The following is a 17460-nucleotide window of genomic DNA, read 5'->3' on the forward strand; positions in this document are numbered from 1 at the left end:
GTACCAGTATGAGCAGCTCCCCCTGTCCGGGCGAGGCACCGGCCGGCGGCCGGTACGGAGAAGGGCTGTTCGAGCCGGAGCGGCCGGGCGAGGCCGAGCGCATCGACGCCGCCGCGCTGGTGTACGACCCGGTCACCACGGCCCGGCTGCGCGCCCTGGGGGCGGGGCCGGGCATGCGGTGCCTGGAGGTGGGTGCGGGCACCGGCACGGTGGCGCGCTGGCTGGTGGAGGAGGCGGGGGTCGAGGAGGTGGTCGCGCTGGACCGGGACACGGGTGCGCTGGCCGGTCTCGCCGGTCCCCGGCTGCGGGTGATGGCGGCGGACCTCACCGACGAGGAGCTGCGGCCGGGGTCCTTCGACCTGATCCACGCCCGGTTCGTGCTGATGCATCTGCCGGAGCGGCGCCGGATCGTCTCCCGCCTGGCCGGCTGGCTCTCACCGGGCGGCCGGCTGGTGCTGGCCGACGCGGTGGAGCTGCCCGATGTGCTGGACACCTCCTCCGCCTACCGGCGCACCATGAACGCGATGTGGCAGGCGCTGTGGGCGACCATCGGCACGGACATCTCCGGTGTGCCCGGCTACCCGCATGTGCTGCGCGAGGAGGGCCTGCGGGACGTGGGCGCCGAGGTGTACTGCCCGCCGCTGGCCGCGGGCGGACCGCTGGCGCGCTTCTGGTCGGAGACCTGGAGCCGGATGCGGCCCGAACTGGTGGCGACGGGCCGGGTCGACGACGAGGTGGTCGACGAGGCCCTGGCCTATCTGGACTCGCCGCTCCTCGCCGAACTGGGGCCGGGTATGGCGGTGGCGTGGGGGCGGCGGCCCCTCGGGTGAGGGCGCTGCTCCGATCGAGTGGTGGGGCGCACCACCCGGGCGTAGCGTCGGACGGGTGGACTCCCGAAGGGGCGATCCCGCATGACCGGTGGACCACGCCCGGCACCCGCAGCCCAGCAGACCACCGCCGAGAGGTCCGGCGGCGGCGGGAACGCGATGGCCCTGCTGGTCATCGCCTCGTGTCAGCTGATGGTGGTGCTGGACATCACCATCGTGAACATCGCGCTGCCGCACATCCAGCGCTCTCTGGACTTCTCCACGACCAGCCTGTCGTGGGTGGTGAACGCCTACACGCTCACGTTCGGCGGGCTGCTGCTGCTCGGCGGGCGGGCCGGTGACATCCTCGGCAGGCGGCGGGTGTTCATCTTCGGCGTGCTGCTGTTCGTGCTCGCCTCCCTGCTGGGCGGGCTGGCGCAGAACGGCGGTCAACTCCTCGCCGCGCGCGCCTTGCAGGGCGTCGGCGGTGCCATCGCCTCGCCGACCGCGCTCGCCCTGATCAGCACGACCTTCCGTGAAGGGCCGGAACGCAACCGGGCCTTCGGCGTGTTCGCCGCGGTCTCGGCGGGCGGCGGCGCCATCGGGCTGCTGGCCGGCGGAATTCTGGTGGAGTGGCTGAACTGGCGGTGGGTGCTGTTCGTCAACGTGCCGATCGGCCTGCTGATCGCCTTCGCCGCACCGCGCTGGATCAAGGAGTCCGAACGGCATCCGGGCCGCTTCGACCTGGCCGGTGCGCTCACCTCGACGGCCGGCATGGTGCTGCTGGTCTACGGGTTCATCCGGGCCGCGCAGGACGGCTGGCGGGACGCCCTGACGCTGGCCTCGTTCGGCGCGGCCGCCGTCGTGCTGGCGGTGTTCATCGCGATCGAGCGCAGGTCCCGGCAGCCGATCACGCCACTGCACATGTTCGCCGACCGCAACCGGGCGGGGACGTACGGGATCATGCTGTGCCTGGCCGCGGCGATGTTCGGCATGTTCTTCTTCCTGACCCTGTTCGTGCAGAACGTGCTGGACTTCAGCCCTTTGCAGGCGGGGCTGGCGTTCCTGCCGGTCAGTGCGGTCATCGCGATCGGGGCCGGGCTGGCCTCGCGGTTCCTGCCGGTGTTCGGGCCCAAACCGTTCATGGTGCTCGGCGGCCTCCTCGCCGCGGCCGGACTGGCCTGGCTGACGCTCACCGACGTGCACTCCACCTACGCGGGCAGTGTGCTCGGGCCGATGCTGGTGTTCAGCCTCGGGATGGGCATGGAGTTCGTGTCGCTGACGCTGATGGCGCTGTCCAACGTCTCCACGCGGGAGACGGGGGCGGCCTCGGGTCTGCTCAACGCCACGCAGCAGGTGGGCGGTTCGCTCGGGCTGTCCATCCTGGTGACCATGTACGGCACGGCCAGCGCCAACGAGGCCGAGCAGCAGATCCCGCTCTTCCTGCAGCAGGCGACACCGGCCGAGCGGGTCCGGTTCCAGCGCACCGGGGAGCTGCCACCACCCTTCGCCGACGAGATCCTCACCGCCGGGGTGTCGGCCGCGTTCATCATGGCGGCGGTCTTCGCCGCGCTGGCCGCGCTGATCGCACTGGTGGCCATCCAGGTCCGCCCGTCCGACCTGGAGCGCCTCCAAGGGGGCGGAGCGGGTCCGGGCGGGCCGGCCTGAGAATGCGTCGGTCGGGCGACCTCATCTGCGCGGGCTGCGTCAAGATGCCTCGTCGTGTGCTTCGGCGGGCTGTTCCTCGCTGGTCAGGGTGCGGGTGAGGGGGAGGGCGGCGAGGGCGAGGACTCCGGTGGCGATGAGCGCGACGCCGAGCAGCTGGGGCAGCAGCCACCAGCCGGTGCGGACCGACTCGGCGTAGACGACGATGCCCAGGGTCAGGCTGAGACCCGCGTCGCCGAGGGTGAGGGCCGGCTGGGAGGCCACCAGCGGGCCGGCCTGCATTAGTGGAGGACGCGCAGGTTCCCGCGGGGCCACCAAGAGGGGTGAAGGTGCTCGTCAGCAGGTCAGGGGCATGCCGAGCCCCCGATTCTCGATCTCCAGGAATTTGCGAGTAACTGGAAGAAGTTCGCTGCAACTCAGGTAATCTCAGCGACTGTGTCAGATTTTGAAGGTTGCACCCTCACCCTCGTGCCGCCACTCACGGCCATGGACGAGGCTCAGGTCCGATCGAGACCGGTTTGGCCGATGTCGTCACTCTTCAACGACGGCAACAAGCGCGGATGTCCGCCCAGGACGAGGAGAGCTTCTTCGTCGATGCGCTCACGGAGTATCAGTGGGCCCGGGATGCGGCCGGGCTGGCGCCTTCGTCGATCGACAAGCTGATCAAGCCCGTCATCGAGGTCTGTGACTTCTACGGCACCGTTCCCTGGCACCTGACCCCGCGCGAGGTCGATAAGTACTTCGCCGGCCCGGGGAAGCGCGCCCGCCACACCAACCGGCAGAAGCTCAACCATATCGACGCGTTCTTCGCGTTCCTCGAGCAGCGCTACGCGCACGAGATCATGATGCGGTTCGGGGCGTCGATGGAGTCGCCGGTCGACCCGTTCAACAGGCCCGTGCACCGGGGCGACTTCGGGCTGAGGATCCCACCGTCACAAACAGCGATGAAGGAGTTCTTCGCTCGCTGGCGGGAGCAGCTGTCCCACTCCAGGAAGTTCGCGGTGGCCTGCCGCGACTACGTCATGTCCAAGATCGGGTACATCTCCGGAGTCCGAGCTGCGGAACTGTGCCCGGTGACGATGGGGGACATTCACTGGGAGCACGGGCAGTGGGGCCGATTCGTCGTCCAGGGCAAGGGAGCTCGGGGCTCTGGGCCGAGGCCACGCGAGGCGTACCTGTTCCGCGAGGGACGTGAGTTGCTCTGGTGGTACATCGAAGAGGTCCGGGCGGAGTTCGGCGACGACGTCGAGCATGCCTCGGCACCCTTGTGGCCGTCCGAACGGAAGCCGAAGGCGGTGGCGGCGCTCAACTTGCCGATCGCACCCGCGATCACGCCGTCGACGTTCCGCCGGCAGTTGCACGCCGCGGCCGCGAACTTCCTGACCGGCCCCGTCACCGATCTTTACCCGCACCTCCTGCGGCACGTTGTCTCTGCTTAGTTTCCGTGTGGCGATTGGCTCCAACGGGGCTGGTGGCCTGGGTGTTTGGGCTTTGCGCTCAGCCGTGTGGTGTTTCTACTGTCAGCGCCCATGATCCTGAGTTTCTTCTCGTCCCGGGGCTGGGAGTCCTGGGACGTCGAGCATCGGCCGCTGATCCCCGAGGGGATGCCCGTGCTCGTCGACGACGACCTGTGCTTCGAGGACGGTCCGGCTGCGCCGCGTCCGGCGGCGGTGGTGAACCGGTGGTTGCGTGAGTTACCGGCCAGCGGGGCGCCTGCGCCGAGCTCGTGGGAGAACTACGCGCGGGTGGTCAAGGAGTGGATGGAGTTCCTGGCCGTACACGGGGTGGGTCTGTTCGACTCGCGGGCACGGTTGAAGGCTGCGTTGAGCCGGTACGCCGAGCACCGGGCGGCGGGCCCGTTGAAGGCCCGGTTCGGGGCGACGACGTGGGGCCAGCACATGAGCATCCTGTCGCTGTTCTACCGGTGGGCGATGCACGAGGAGTATGCGACGGCCGAGCCGTTCACCTACCGGGCCGCGCGGGCCCTGTTCGCCGGGACCGGCCGGGAGGTGAAGGTGAACCTGGCGGTCCGCCGCACCCCCAAGCCGCACGTGACGATCAAGTACCTGGAGCCGGACTTCACCGAGCTGTTCCGCAAGGGCCTGCGAGGACTGGCCCCGGACGGCTCGCAGGACACCGGCTTTCACGGCCGGGAGATGATCCGCAATGCGGCCGTCGGGGACCTCGCGCTTGCCACTGGGCTGCGGCTGCAGGAGTTCACCTACCTGCTGCCGTGGGAGATCCCCGCGCTGCCGCCCGAGCCGACCGTGGTGCCAATCCCGTTCCCGGTGCCGGCCGGGATCACCAAGGGCAGGAAGTTCCGCACCACCTGGGTCTCCTATGAGGTCCTCGCCACGGTGCACGACTACGTGGAGCTGGACCGGGCCGCCACCGCAGAGGGCACCCGTTGGCGGCCGCCGCGACGGTGGGGTGAGCCGTTGATGGTGACCGAGCCCGACGAGAGGGGCGGGCTGATCAACGGCATCCGGCGGCCCTGGGCATCGCTGACCCCGGCAGAACGCCGTCGGCTGGTCGCGCCGGAGGGCGGTTCCGCTCGCCACGCCTACGTCACCCACCTCACGGAGGACGGGGTCGACCGGCGCTTTCTGCAGCAGCAAGTCGGTCACGAGAATGACAGCTCCACCGCCATCTACACGCACGTCAGCGACGACTTCATGAACACCATGCTCCACAAGGCACTTGCGCCCGCACTCGCCCCGACCTCCGCAGACAAGGACCGATGATGGCCGCCAAGCTCGACTACCAATGGCACCTGCGCAAGGTCATGGCCGACCGCGGGCTCTTCTCCACCACCGACCTCATCCCGCTGCTGGACGAACGAGGCATCACCCTGTCGTCCAGCCAGGTCTACCGGCTCGTCGTCGAACGCCCCGAGCGGCTCAGCCTGAAGATCCTCATGGCCCTGCTCGACATTCTCGACTGCACCATGGACGACCTCATCGAGCCCGTCACCGCAGCCGGAGCCAGCTCAACCACCCGGACGAAGAAGGCCGTTGGCGCCGAGAGCAGTGTCGGTGACCTGCGGCCCAAGCGGGCCCGCATCCGCGGTGTCGAGCGGCCGTGACCGCACCCGGACACCCCGAGCGGGCCGTCTCCGATCCGATCGGGCTGATCGTGGACCTGGTCGCGGCCGTCGAACACCGACTGGAGCCCGACCGGATCCGCGACGTGGTCACAGGCGTCGCGGGCGGCCGCGCGAAGTCACGCCGCCTCGCCGCGCATCTGACCGAGCATCCCAGCGTGCTGAGCGACGGACGCTCTCCGGCGCCCAGGGCCGTCGGCGACCTGCTCATCGCCCTGCGTGAGGCCGGAGCCCAGACGGTCTCGCCGCCGTGCTGCGCCGAGTGCGGCCGACAGATGCGAACCCTCCAGCGCCGCGGCCAGGACTGGTACTGCGGGAACTGCGGACCGCAACCCGAGTCCTGCGCTGCCTGCGGAAACACCCGCCGGGTCGCTACGCGGGACCGGGCCGGGCGACCGCGATGCGCCAAGTGCCCAGACACCGACGGACGCGATCCCATCACGGTGATCAGCGCCCTGATCGCCGAACTGGATCCGCACGCAGGGCGGGAAGTGATCGCCGACGCGGTCCGCCGGTCGGCACCCCGCCCCTCCTACCAGCAGAAACTCGCCTGGGCCCTGGAAGCCAACCCCGCCCTGCTGACCGGGGACGGCCACCTCGCACCCCACCGCGCGATCCTCCGGCTGATCGACCTGCTGCACGCGGCCGGCGTCGCCGGCATCGTCCAGCCGTCCTGCCCGGGCTGCCACAGAGTCGTACGCATCGACAAGCCCCTGGACGGACAGCGAGTCTGCCGCACCTGCATCGCCCACTCCCGCATCGAGGAGTGCTCAAGCTGCGGAGCCCGCCGAGAACCGGCCACCCGCGACGACCAGGGCCGACCGCTGTGTCCGAACTGCCTGGTCAACGACCCGGCGAACCTGGAGACCTGCATCAACTGCGGCCGCCGGAAGGTCGTGAACACCCGCACGCCGGACGGTCCGCTCTGCTCCAGCTGCCCCTCCCTGCCCACCGGAACGTGCAGCATCTGCGGCGAGGAGAAGCCCTGCGGCACCTCCCGGACCACGGGCCAGCCGTGGTGCCCGGACTGCCAGCGCCGCTCAGCCGCGTGCTCGGTCTGCCGAGGTGTTGCGGCGGTCGTCTCCGGGACCCTCGACCAGCCACTTTGCGCGGACTGCACCGCCCCTGAGGTCTGGCACACCTGTCCCACCTGCAGCGATCCCGACTACCCGCACCCCGGCCAGTGCGCCCGCTGTCTCATCAACCGGCGCCTGGGCGAGCTACTGGGGGCCCCGTCCAATGCCCTCCACCCAGGCCTTGAAGCCCTCCGGCACAACATCGCCACCACCGAGCACCCCATCACCGCCAGGCGGTGGCTGAACAAGCCGTCCGTCTCCCCAGTCCTGTCCGACCTCGCGTCCGGCCGGCGAGCCCTGACCCACGAGGCCCTCGACGAACTGCCCGACAGCCCACCCCTCGCCCACCTCCGCCAAGTCCTCGTCGGCGTCGGTGCCCTGCCCGAGCGCGACGAGTACATGGTCCGCCTCGAACGCTTCCTCACCAGCCTCCTCGCCTCCCAGCCGGACCCCGAACATCGCAAAGTTCTGCACCGGTACACGATCTGGCACCTGGTCCGGCGGCTTCGTCAACGTAACAACGGCCGCCCTCTTACCCCGCAGCAGTTCATGTCCGCGCGTCAACGCACCCACGCGGCCGTCGCTTTCCTGAGCTGGCTGGCGGCCCACGACCTCACCTTGGAGACCTGTCGGCACGCCGACCTCGACCGGTGGCTCACCGACGACTTGGCCGCCTACCGCCAGACGGCCGGGCACTTCATCCGCTGGGCCCGCACCAACAAGCTCACCACCGTCCACGTCCCCGCCGTCCGCTGGAACGGCCCCACCCAGCCACTCGACGACGAACACCGCTGGAACACCGCACGCCGGCTCCTGCACGACGACACCCTCAAGCCCGAAGACCGCCTCGCCGGGCTGCTTCTCCTCCTCTATGCCCAAGGGCCGTCGTCAATCCACCGGTTGACCACCGAGGACGTCGAGATCGGTCCTCAGGAAGTCCGTCTCCACCTCGGCAATGCACCCGTTCAGCTGCCCGAGCCCGTCGCCCAGCTGGCCCGCACCGTTGCCGCGAACCGCAAGGGACACGCGACCATAGGCGCCCTGGCGCCCTCTCCCTGGCTCTTCCCCGGCGGCCAGCCCGGACGGCCGATCAGCACCACACAGCTGACGCAACGGCTGAACAACCTCGGCATCCGACCCAACCAGGCCCGCAGCACCGCTCTCTTCCAGCTCGCCACCGCGATCCCCGCTGCGATCCTCGCCCGCACCCTGGGCATCCACACCGACGTCGCCGTCGCCTGGCAACGTCTCTCCGCGGGCGACTGGGCCAACTACGCCGCGGAAGTCAGCCACCGCTACTCACCCGGGAGGCAACACGATGCACCGTGACAACCAGCCAGCGAGTCAGCGACCTGCGATCTCACCGGAACGGGCTGCCGAAACGAAAGAAATCATCGACCGCGTCACGCGGTGGGCCGCAGGCCGCCACGACGTCGTCGGTCTCCTACTTGTCGGATCGTGCGCTCGCAATGGCGCACGGCCTGACTCCGACATCGACCTCGTCCTTCTCACGACTGACGAGTCCCAGTACTCCGACAACGCATGGGCCGTCGAGCTCGCCCTCGGCAAGCTGGTCAGAACCCAGTCATGGGGACCGATCAGCGAACGACGCTTTGCCACAACGTCAGGGCTGGAGGTCGAGATCAACATCGGGTCTCCCGACTGGGCACAGACGGACCCGGTGGATCCTGGCACACGCCGAGTCGTCACCGACGGCGCCCGTCCCCTGCACGACCCAGACACCGTCCTTGCGTCTCTGATCCGGGCCTGCCAATCATGACGACCCCGGCGGCAACGGCCGGCTCAGGGGGCATTCGGACAGTTCCAATACCCGACGTCACCATTAGCGCCGGTGGCCGACCTGCAGTTGCGGGCGATGCTGGCCACGGCCGATGACGATCCGGAACAGGCGCCGATGCCGGAGCTGGATGAGGTCTTCGCGCGCATCGCCCGGGAGTCCGAAGGCATCCAGGATCTCGACGACCGCCTGGACCCCTGCGGGGGTGTGGCGTGAGCCGACACGGACGCCGGGCATCCCTGCCCCCAGGCGACCACACCCCGGCTGGTTGCCTGGACCATGATCAACGGCGAGCTGCGGCCCACGTTCCTCGCCGAACGCGCCACCCGGCTGCGGGCCCGCGTCAGCCTGAGTGACCTGACCGAGGCGGTACGGCAGTGGATGTACCTGGCGGCGTGGCTCGAGGAACGCGGGCTGACCTCGCTCGCCCAGTGCACCACGGCCGTCTGGACCGCCTACGACCAGCACCTGCTCGCCGCCGGCTCCAGCCGGGAGCGTGTGCTGGAAATCCTCGGCACCCTCACCCGCCTGTGGGCGTTCGACCAGCTCTCCGCCCGCCCCACGGGGGTCTCCCGGCCGCCGTGGGACGAACTCGGTGCCGACGACTACCTCCCGGCCGTCTCCTCCGCCGGCAGTGGGGAGAACGCCAGCGAGCCACTGGCCGAAGAGACTATGGGGCCGCTGCTCGTCTGGGCCCTGCGCATGGTCGACGACCTCGCCGACGACATCCTCGCCGGGCACACCGACACGAAGCGGCTGGCGGAGACCGGCCGGACGATCCCCAGCACTCCTGCCGGCCAGGCCGCCCTCGAGGCGTAAGCGGAGCAGCAGACGAGCGCGACCGCATCCGCGCCGCCATGGACCGCATCCTGACCGGCCGACCCGAGCGCTCCAACGGGGCCCTGACCATCGTGGCCCTCGCCATCGAGGCCGGCGTCCCCCGCAACGCTCTCACCCAGCGCCACCTCGATCTGAAGAACGAGTTCTACGCCAAGGTCAAAGAGCGCGGACAGCCCACCGACGCCGAGACCCGGCTCCGTAAACAGATCGTACGGCTCAAGGAACTCCGCGAGAAGGACAAAGCCGAACTCGAGCAACTCCGCGCCGACGTTCAGGGGCTGGTCCGGGTGGTCAATCAACTGACCTTGGAAAACCACCAGTTGCGCAAAGCTCTGTCGACCCCCGACCCGGTCGTCCGGGTCCTTCCCATCCTGCACACGCCGCCCCAGCACAGGTGACAAGAGCGGCCGAGGCAGACCGGGTGTGGTTGCCCGTGGTCCAGGTGTCGAATCGGGGTGAAGAAGCGACAGCACCATCGGAGTTCATGACGGACTGCCTGGGTGTCCTACAAGCCGGCTACGGTGCAGCAGCCCTCCTGACAAACTGCGAGAAGCGCATCGCGACGCCTGGGAGGTCCGGCGTGACACGCCTCAGGGGCGGGGCCGCGTCCGGTTGGACGGGGCAGTGAATGAAGACGGCTGAGGGAGCCCCGAGCGCAGTCGCGAGCCGGGTCCGCAGAGCGGACGGGTTGGTCGCCTCGCATACAGACCGGTAACCGCTCGCAGTGGCAAACCCAGCAAGATGGGCGTGTTTTCCCGGGGTGGGCTGACCACCGGTCGAGGCGTACAGGCCGTCGTCCAGAACGATGTGCACCAGGGGCAGCTCCGGTGCCGCTCCCACGGCGAGCAGCGTGGCCGGGTTCATCAGCAGGCTGCCGTCCCCGTCGACGACGATCGTCGGCTGCTGCCAGGCCATGGCGACACCGGTCCCCAGAGCCAGGGCCAGGCCCATGGAGCCGGTCATGTAGAAGTGGTTCGGCCGCTCGTCCATGGACGCGGCCACACGGGAGGCGAAGCCAGTGGTGAACACAGTGGGGACCCCGGGCGCGGCGGCCAGGATCTCGGCGATGGCCGTGGACTTGTCGAACGGCACGACGGTCACGCCTTCCAGTCGAATTCGTCGGGTCGTACCAGCAAGGCATGGCTGTGACGCTTCTCCACGACCGTGCGCCGGGCGTCCCGGATCTGATCGTCGGCCGTCTCGGCGGAGAGGTAGTCGTGCTCGATACCGAGGCCGTCCAGGATTGGCGCGGTCAGCCGGCCCATCGCGAGGTTTTCGGGTGTTGGGTCCGGCGGAGTTCCACGCATGCTGATGATCAGGAGCATGGGGATGCGGTAAGGGACCACCAGGGAGGCCAGGGCGTTGACGGACTGCCCGAATCCGGAGTTCTGCATCAGCACGGTGGCAGTACCTCCGGCGAGGGCCACGCCGGCTGCCATCCCGACGGCGTTGTCCTCGCGCGCCACCACGTGGTAGTCGGCGCGCTCCTGCAAGTGGGCCAGCAGTGGTGCCAGCACACCGCACGGCGTGGCGAAGTAAGGACCCATGTCGTGGGCGACGAGAGCGTCGAAGACGGCAGTGGCCGCGGCATTGTCGCTCACGTGTCGGCTCCTCGGGCGCTGCCTTCCGGCGTCTGGAGTGCTGTCGTGGTCGTGCCGATGGCCTCGACGACTGCAGACACCACCTGATGGACACGGTCGTGGAGGTAGAAGTGGCCGCCTTCGAACACCCGGCGGTCAAAGCCCCGACTCGTCAGTTCCCTCCAGGCTTCGCCCTCTTCGAGGGGGAACCGGTCGTCCGCACGGCCGTGGAAGACCGTGATGGGGGTGTCGATCCGGGGCGGTGACTTGCGCTGGTAGCGCTCGATGAGCCGGTAGTCGGCCCGGATCATCGGAAACAGCAGGGCCATGAGTTCGGGGTCGTCTAGCACGGCCTGGTCGGTGGCGGACATGCTGCGCAGTTCGGACACGAGCGCTTCATCGTCCTTGGTGTGCAGGTCGCCCCCCGGATGACGGTGCGGAGCCGCACGTCCGGAGACGATCAACTGCCGCGGAGGGTGTCCGTGCTCCGCGTGGCGCAGGGCCACTTCGTAGGCGACGGCGGCACCCATGCTGTGGCCGAACAGCACGATGTCCTGTCGTCCCTGGGGCCGTACGGCGGCCGCGATCTCGTCGGCCATCTCGTCCATCGAGTCCACGCAGGGCTCCGCGATGCGGTCGTGGCGGCCCGGGTACTGGACGACGGACAGCTCGATGTCGTCGGGAAGGTACGGCGACCAGTCCTGGTATGCACTGGCGGTTCCCCCGGCGTGCGCCAGGCATATCAGGCGGACGGACGCCGAAGGCCTCGGCCGGGGTGTGCGCAGCCACCGGGCGGCGCGCTCGGATAAAGGCGTGGTCATATCGCGTTCCTGTCAGGAGGGCGACCTGGCGGATCAGACGGGCAGTGCAACCGACGGCAACGCGCCATTGCCCTGGATGGTGGTGACACCCGCGCGACCGGGCGGCAGGTAGCGCACCAGGCAGCCACCGGGCTGCCCGTCGAAGAGGAAGGGGCTCAGTACCGGGTGGACGTCGGTCTCGTAGGTGTCCTCGCTGCCCTCCTCGCGCAGTTCCACGCGGTACGGCACGGGCTCGACGTATTCCTGCGCGATGTACTGGCCGGTGCCCAGCGCGGTGTCCAAGGTCGTGTGCCAGGTGGCTTCGTCGACGTGGCGGCCGAGGACGACACCGTGGCTGCCCAGTCCGATGGCAGGCTTGAGGACGAAGCTCTCCCTCTCCGACAGCAGCAGTTCGGGCAGCGGCCGGGTGATACCGCGCCAGCGCACCGGCCGGTCGGAAACGGTCCTGGTCCACGGCAAGTACTGTTCGACCAGGGCATGGTCCTCCGCGGTCATCCACGGCAGCCCTTCAGAGACCCAGCCCAGCACCTTCTTGTTGGCGACGAGGTAGGCGCTCTGAGAGGCGATCAGGAAGCACTCCGCGTCCAGGGCAGAACGCATCGGTGCAAGATCGATCCCGAGCCGCGTCCAGTCGAAGATGGTGAAGTGCCGCAGGCCCAGCCGGTAGCGAGGAGTCGAGCGGCCTCCGCCCAGGCCGAGCCCCTGGAGCAGTTGCTCGGGCTCGAAGTACTCCGCTTGCAGGCCCTGGTTGCGCAGCGACTGAACCTGGATGTCGAAGTACCGTGTGGTGCGTACAGCGTTGAACTCGCGCAGTGCCCCGACGATGGCCACGGCGGGAGGGGTGCCCAGATCGCGCACGGCCCGCACGAAGATCTGGTCTCGTACGGAGAGCGGGTCCGGCGTGGCGCGGAAGGGCGCCGCGTCGGTGCCACCGTACGCGGCCTTCCAGACTGCGGACTGGACGGAGGTCTCGACGACGCCGCCGATGCCGGAACCGATGTTGAACTCGAGGAACTTGGGACCTGTGGGGCCGATGGCGATGTCCGGGCGGGTCATGCACGTCGCGTACGTCTCTTCGAGCGGTCCCTTGACCCACAGCGGGTAGTTTTCCTCCACTGCGCCGAGCGCGTGGAGTCTTCCGTGGAAGTCCGGGGCGATTCCGAAGAGCGCGCGACGAAGCAGCCGGAGCAACTGCCGGGTGGCGTCGAAGAGTTCCGTGTAGCGCTCCTGCGGCAGGACCACCGGGTTCATGGAGATGCTGTTGACCGGATAGTCCAGGTCGTCCAGCGTACGATCCAGGTGCTCGGTGAGTTCCGGAACCGCCAGTCGCGACTTCTCCGGCAGCTTCGCGGTGCCGAACCAGGTCTCGTCGGCCACGCCGTCAGTTCCCTTCCTCGAATTTTCGCTTGATCCAGCCGAAAAAGGCGTCGGCGAGCAGAGTGAGTTGCGGCTCCGGCAGGAGTGTGAATCCGGCACTGGCCGTACTCCACTCGTTGAGAATCGGCCCGGAGTCTGTCATGAGCCAGTCGATGCAAAGGAATTCTGCATTCAGGCTCTTTGCTATCCTGTTGCACCATTCCTCGACCTGGAGATGATCGTCGTTCACTTCCAGTGAGCCGCCCTGGCTGATACTGGCGAGATATCCACCGGGCCGGGGCTTTCGGCTGAGCGAAGTGACCACCTGGCCATCGACGACAAACACCCGCATGTCTGCGTGATGAGGGAGGAATTGCTGAACGATGTAGCCCGTTCCGGTCGTCGAGACGATATCGATCGTCGAGGCGAGCTGTTGGTCCGTCTCGACCTTGAGGACACCCACGCCCATGCCGAGTTCGCGTGGCTTGACGATATAGGGTCCGGGGCCGAGCTCCCGCTCCACCTCGGGGATGACCTTCCGAGCGTACTTCTTGGGGGGCACCGCAATGGTCTTCAGGCCCGGCACGCCCAGGTTGGCGGCGTGCTGGAGGAGCGCCAGCTTGTCCCGTTCCAGGTAATCCGGGCCGCTGATCGACCTGTTGAGCAGGACCGAGTTGCTGGCGTGGATCGTCCGGTAGATCGCACGCATATGCTGGAGGCCCTGCGGCTCCATGCTGATGTCCTCGGCGATGTAGCACTGCCGGGTCTCCAGCAGATCCTCGCCGCGGTAGCGCATCACGGGCTTGTCAACACAGGACAGCATGATCTCGCCGGCCCTGATCAAACGGAAGTCAAAGCCTGTCTTCTGGGCCAGGGGAAGGTAGCGCTTCGAGAGACTCTCTTCGAATCTGAGAATCTCATCTAATTCGAGATCATCCTCTTGGTATATCCAATTGATGATGCCGGCCAAGAGGACCCTCCCCTGAGTGAACCTGCGACAACAGCCTTCCCTGACCATAGAACACCATGGACTCACCAGAGGCAAGATCGTCCTTGTGTACTCCATGCCTCGCACGGTCGGCAATTTCCCTTTTTGACCGGCTAGCGCCATTCGTACCGCAGGACCTTCGAGGTACTTCGTACGGCCCCGGCGGTGCATCCATCAGGCTCACAGGAAAAAACCCTTGCCAAGGATGCATGTGTCTGCCATTAATAGCGGACGACCCATGTGTCGAGCGCCCGCCGAGCTGCCGTGGAGATGAGGCTGCTGCTCCACCGCGGCGCTGCCCGCCGATGCCCAAAAGGGTTGTCCGTCACTGTCGCCGCGCGTCTGCCCGCACGGCATCGCTCTACGCCCGGGCGCTCGGCGGGGCGTCATTCCTGGCCGCGTGCGGGTGGTTGCCGCGCACCCCAGACACAGACCGCGCGTGCCGGACGGCCGCCTTCCCTGGGCGATAGGTCCGAGTCCGAGAGGCAAGCTCATGAACCATGTCCTCTTCGCCCACGAACTGCTGGAGTCGCAGGTGGCCCGAAACCCCTCGGCGCTCGCGGTGCGGGACGGCGAACACACCGTCACCTACGCCGAACTGGACGCTCGGGCCAATCGGCTCGCGCGCCACCTGCTGGCCCGGGGTGTCGGCCCCGATGGCATCGTCGCCGTCGCGCTGCCCCGCTCCGCCGAGTTGATCGTCGCGCTCTACGCGGTGCTCAAGGCGGGTGCCGCCTACGTCCCCCTGGACGTGGACCACCCGGCGGCGCGTGTCGCCGCCGTCCTGGACGACGCCCGGCCCGCTGTACTGCTCACCACCGGCTCCTACACCCCGGCGGCAACGGTCGAACGTGTGGCATTGGACGACCCGGAGACGCTGCGCGCCCTGGAAGCACTTCCCGGTGATGCGGTGACGGCCGACGAACGCGGGCGCGAGGTACGGGCGGTGGACCCGGCATATGTGATCCACACCTCCGGGTCCACCGGCACGCCCAAGGGCGTCGTCGTGCCGCATGGCGGCCTGGCGGCATATCTGGGGTGGGCCCTCGAGGCCTACCCCGGCCTTGCCGGCACCGCCCTGCTGCACTCGGCGGTTTCCTTCGACCTCACCGTCACCACGCTGTTCGGACCGCTGTCGGCGGGTGGCTCCATCCTCGTCGCCGAGCTGCTCGACCCGGACGGCGTCGTCGGCGACACACGGGCGGACGGCCCTGTCACCTTCCTCAAGGTCACGCCCAGTCACCTCGCCGTCCTGGATGCGCTGCCGCCGTCCGCCCTCGCCACCGTGGACCTGGTCGTCGGTGGCGAGCAGCTGCTCGGCGAGCAGCTCGACGCGTGGCGCCGCCGGGCGCCGGGCGCGGCGGTGACCAACGAGTACGGTCCCACCGAGGCAACCGTGGGCTGCGTCACCTACCGTGTCGACCCGAAGGACGAACTGCCCGGCGGACCCGTCCCGATCGGCAGGCCCGCGCCCGGAGTGCGCGTCCATGTGCTGGACGAACAGCTGCGGCCGGTGGCCGAGGGGGCGACCGGTGAACTCTTCGTCGCGGGAGACCAGCTGGCCCTCGGCTACCTGAACCGGCCGGACCTGACCGAGGAGCGCTTCGTGAGCGATCCGTTCGGCGTGCCGGGTGCGCGGATGTACCGGACGGGCGACCTGGTCCGGATGGGCTCCGACGGCAACCTGGTGTTCGTCGGGCGCAGGGATCAGCAGGTGAAGATCCGTTCGCACCGCGTCGAGCCCGGCGAGGTGGAGACCGCGCTGCTGGCGGACCACCGCGTCGCGCAGGTCTGCGTCACCCCGGTGTCCGGCCCCGGCGGGCTGCACCTGGTGGCGCACGTCGTACCGGAGGCTGGTGCCGCCGGGGAGAGGACGGACCTGGCTGAAGGGCTGCGCGCGTATGCCGCGAGCCGTCTGCCGTCCTACCTGGTGCCGTCCGCCGTGGTGCTCGTCGACCGGATGCCGCTGACCCCCCAGGGCAAGGTGGATCGCGCGGCCCTGGTCGCTGCTCTGCCGTCGGAGCCCGGACCGGCCGAATCGGCTGATGCGGCGGATGACACGATGACGGCGACCGAGAAGCTGCTCGCCGATCTGTGCGCGGAACTGCTCGGCGTCGAGCGTGTGGGACCGGACGACAACTTCTTCTCGCTCGGCGGCAATTCGCTGCTCGGCATCCAACTGTCGGCGCGAGCCCGCAGAAACGGCCTCGCACTGACGCCCACGGACGTGTTCCGGGCCGGAAGCGTCAGGGCGATGGCCTCCCGCGCGGAGGGCACCACCGCGCCCGCACCGTGCGCCGACCGGAGTTGACCACCACTCACGAGGAAAAGGAGAACCACCGTGCCACAGGACACGGCACCGCCGCCGGTGCTCGGGCCGTACACGGGCCGGGTCGAGGGATCCGGCGGTACCCGGCTCGTCGTCTACGAGACCTCCTGCACACAACCGGGGGCGGCGCCGGGAGGCATCGAGGACTGGGTGGTCGAGCACGGCGCCGCGCTGACGGACCTGCTCGATACCGTCGGCGCGGTGCTGGTGCGGGACTGTGTGCACAGCCCCGAGCAACTGTCAGCGGTGGCGCGGCGCTCAGGAGGTGAGCTGCTCAGTTACACGGAGCGCTCGACACCCCGCAGCGCCGTCACCGGAGGCGTATACACCTCCACGGAGTACCCGGCGTCCGAGACGATCACCCAGCACAGCGAGAGCGCCTACGCCGGCGTCTTCCCGCACCGCTTGTTCTTCGCCTGCTTCCAGGCTGCCGAAACCGGGGGCGAGACTCCGCTCGCCGACGTGCGCGAGGTGACCCGGCGACTGCCGTCCGACCTCCTGGACCGCTTCCGGAAGCTCGGTATCGCGTACCAGCGGTCCTATCGCGAGGGCATGGGCCTGACCTGGCAGGAAACCTTCCAGACCGAGGACCGGGCGGAGGTCGAGCGGTACTGCGCGGAGCGGGGCATCGAGCTCACGTGGACCGACTACGGACTGCGTACCTCGCAGCGCGGCCCGGCCCTGGTGACCGACCCGGGCACCGGTGAGGAGTGCTGGTTCAACCAGGCACACCTCTTCCATGTCTCGAACCTGCCCGCCGCCACCCGGGAGGCGCTTGGCGAGCTGTTCCCCGAGGAGGAGATGCCCCGTAATGCCACGTACGGTGACGGCTCACCGATCTCCGACGAGGAGATGGACCGGGTCCGCGAGGCCTTCGACGCCTGCACCTACGCCTTCCCGTGGCAGCGCGGCGATCTCATGCTCGTCAACAACCTGCTGCAGTCCCACGGCCGGCGCCCCTACACCGGGGAGCGGCGGACCCTCGTCGCGATGACCGGCCAGGTCACCGTGGTGCGGCGCGCGGACGGCGCGGCTGTCTTCGACGGGCCGGTGCTGGTCGACCGGGCCTGATCCGTGAGTCCACGGCTCCGCGCCGCC

16 protein-coding genes and 2 pseudogenes are annotated in these 17460 nt (G+C 68.9%); 12 read left to right on the forward strand and 6 right to left on the reverse strand.

Translation table 11 applies throughout. The annotated features are described in order from the left end of the window. Nucleotides 1-8 precede the first annotated feature (8 nt). Both ABD207_RS02580 and ABD207_RS02585 read left to right on the forward strand, forming a co-directional pair. A complete protein-coding gene (locus tag ABD207_RS02580) occupies nt 9-830 on the forward strand; it encodes a class I SAM-dependent methyltransferase (RefSeq protein WP_344009727.1) in 822 nt (273 codons plus the stop codon). Nucleotides 831-911: 81 nt separating this feature from the next. Then, nucleotides 912-2474 (forward strand): MFS transporter, encoded by a 1563-nt coding sequence (locus ABD207_RS02585; RefSeq protein ID WP_425580613.1) that lies wholly within the window; start codon nt 912-914, stop codon nt 2472-2474. 39 nt (nt 2475-2513) lie between these two features. Here the strand turns inward: ABD207_RS02585 and ABD207_RS02590 are convergent. After that, nucleotides 2514-2753 (reverse strand): annotated as a pseudogene (locus ABD207_RS02590) (DMT family transporter); the annotation flags it as partial. Between the two features lie 204 nt (nt 2754-2957). Here ABD207_RS02590 and ABD207_RS02595 point away from each other — a divergent pair. The 8 genes and pseudogenes from ABD207_RS02595 to ABD207_RS02630 all read left to right on the forward strand — a co-directional run. Next, nucleotides 2958-3895: pseudogene (locus ABD207_RS02595) on the forward strand (site-specific integrase); the annotation flags it as partial. A 105-nt stretch (nt 3896-4000) separates the two neighbouring features. Continuing rightward, the gene (locus ABD207_RS02600; protein ID WP_344009729.1) at nt 4001-5215 is read left to right on the forward strand and encodes a tyrosine-type recombinase/integrase; all 1215 of its coding nucleotides are present in this window, start codon (nt 4001-4003) and stop codon (nt 5213-5215) included. Beyond that, a complete protein-coding gene (locus ABD207_RS02605) occupies nt 5215-5556 on the forward strand; it encodes a helix-turn-helix domain-containing protein (RefSeq protein ID WP_344009730.1) in 342 nt (113 codons plus the stop codon). The genes ABD207_RS02600 and ABD207_RS02605 overlap by 1 nt, the downstream gene beginning before the upstream one ends. Then, nucleotides 5553-7979: a site-specific integrase gene (locus ABD207_RS02610; protein WP_344009732.1), complete on the forward strand. Its 2427-nt coding sequence runs from the start codon at nt 5553-5555 to the stop codon at nt 7977-7979. Before ABD207_RS02605 ends, ABD207_RS02610 begins: the two co-directional genes overlap by 4 nt. Next, nucleotides 7969-8430: a nucleotidyltransferase domain-containing protein gene (locus ABD207_RS02615; RefSeq protein WP_344009733.1), complete on the forward strand. Its 462-nt coding sequence runs from the start codon at nt 7969-7971 to the stop codon at nt 8428-8430. The genes ABD207_RS02610 and ABD207_RS02615 overlap by 11 nt, the downstream gene beginning before the upstream one ends. A 72-nt stretch (nt 8431-8502) precedes the next feature. Beyond that, nucleotides 8503-8664, forward strand: coding sequence for a hypothetical protein (locus tag ABD207_RS02620; RefSeq protein WP_344009734.1), 162 nt, complete (start codon nt 8503-8505; stop codon nt 8662-8664). A gap of 63 nt (nt 8665-8727) precedes the next feature. Beyond that, nucleotides 8728-9267, forward strand: a complete 540-nt coding sequence (locus ABD207_RS02625) for a hypothetical protein (protein ID WP_344009735.1) — start codon at nt 8728-8730, stop codon at nt 9265-9267. A gap of 38 nt (nt 9268-9305) precedes the next feature. Continuing rightward, nucleotides 9306-9686, forward strand: a complete 381-nt coding sequence (locus ABD207_RS02630; RefSeq protein ID WP_344009736.1) for a hypothetical protein — start codon at nt 9306-9308, stop codon at nt 9684-9686. 118 nt (nt 9687-9804) lie between these two features. Here ABD207_RS02630 and ABD207_RS02635 read toward each other — a convergent pair whose 3' ends face one another. The 5 genes from ABD207_RS02635 to ABD207_RS02655 are packed head-to-tail and all read right to left on the reverse strand — an operon-like array spanning nt 9805 to nt 14015. After that, nucleotides 9805-10389: a thiamine pyrophosphate-dependent enzyme gene (locus tag ABD207_RS02635; RefSeq protein ID WP_344009737.1), complete on the reverse strand. Its 585-nt coding sequence runs from the start codon at nt 10387-10389 to the stop codon at nt 9805-9807. Continuing rightward, nucleotides 10386-10889, reverse strand: coding sequence for a thiamine pyrophosphate-binding protein (locus ABD207_RS02640; protein ID WP_344009739.1), 504 nt, complete (start codon nt 10887-10889; stop codon nt 10386-10388). Before ABD207_RS02640 ends, ABD207_RS02635 begins: the two co-directional genes overlap by 4 nt. Then, the gene (locus ABD207_RS02645) at nt 10886-11689 is read right to left on the reverse strand and encodes a thioesterase II family protein (RefSeq protein ID WP_344009740.1); all 804 of its coding nucleotides are present in this window, start codon (nt 11687-11689) and stop codon (nt 10886-10888) included. The genes ABD207_RS02640 and ABD207_RS02645 overlap by 4 nt, the downstream gene beginning before the upstream one ends. 33 nt (nt 11690-11722) lie before the next feature. Further along, entirely contained in the window at nt 11723-13066 is a 1344-nt protein-coding gene (locus ABD207_RS02650; RefSeq protein ID WP_344009742.1) for a hypothetical protein, read from the reverse strand. A 4-nt stretch (nt 13067-13070) separates the two neighbouring features. After that, nucleotides 13071-14015 carry an ATP-grasp domain-containing protein gene (locus tag ABD207_RS02655; protein ID WP_344009743.1) on the reverse strand — a complete coding sequence of 315 codons (945 nt, stop codon included), beginning with the start codon at nt 14013-14015 and terminating at the stop codon, nt 13071-13073. 511 nt (nt 14016-14526) lie between these two features. Between ABD207_RS02655 and ABD207_RS02660 the strand changes: the two genes are divergently transcribed. Further along, a complete protein-coding gene (locus ABD207_RS02660) occupies nt 14527-16344 on the forward strand; it encodes a non-ribosomal peptide synthetase (protein WP_344009744.1) in 1818 nt (605 codons plus the stop codon). A gap of 30 nt (nt 16345-16374) precedes the next feature. Continuing rightward, on the forward strand, nt 16375-17433 hold the full coding sequence (locus ABD207_RS02665) for a TauD/TfdA family dioxygenase (protein WP_344009745.1): 1059 nt from the start codon (nt 16375-16377) through the stop codon (nt 17431-17433). Nucleotides 17434-17460: the final 27 nt, after the last annotated feature.

The organism is Streptomyces thermospinosisporus, assembly GCF_039526425.1.
GTDB lineage: Bacteria > Actinomycetota > Actinomycetes > Streptomycetales > Streptomycetaceae > Streptomyces > Streptomyces thermocarboxydovorans.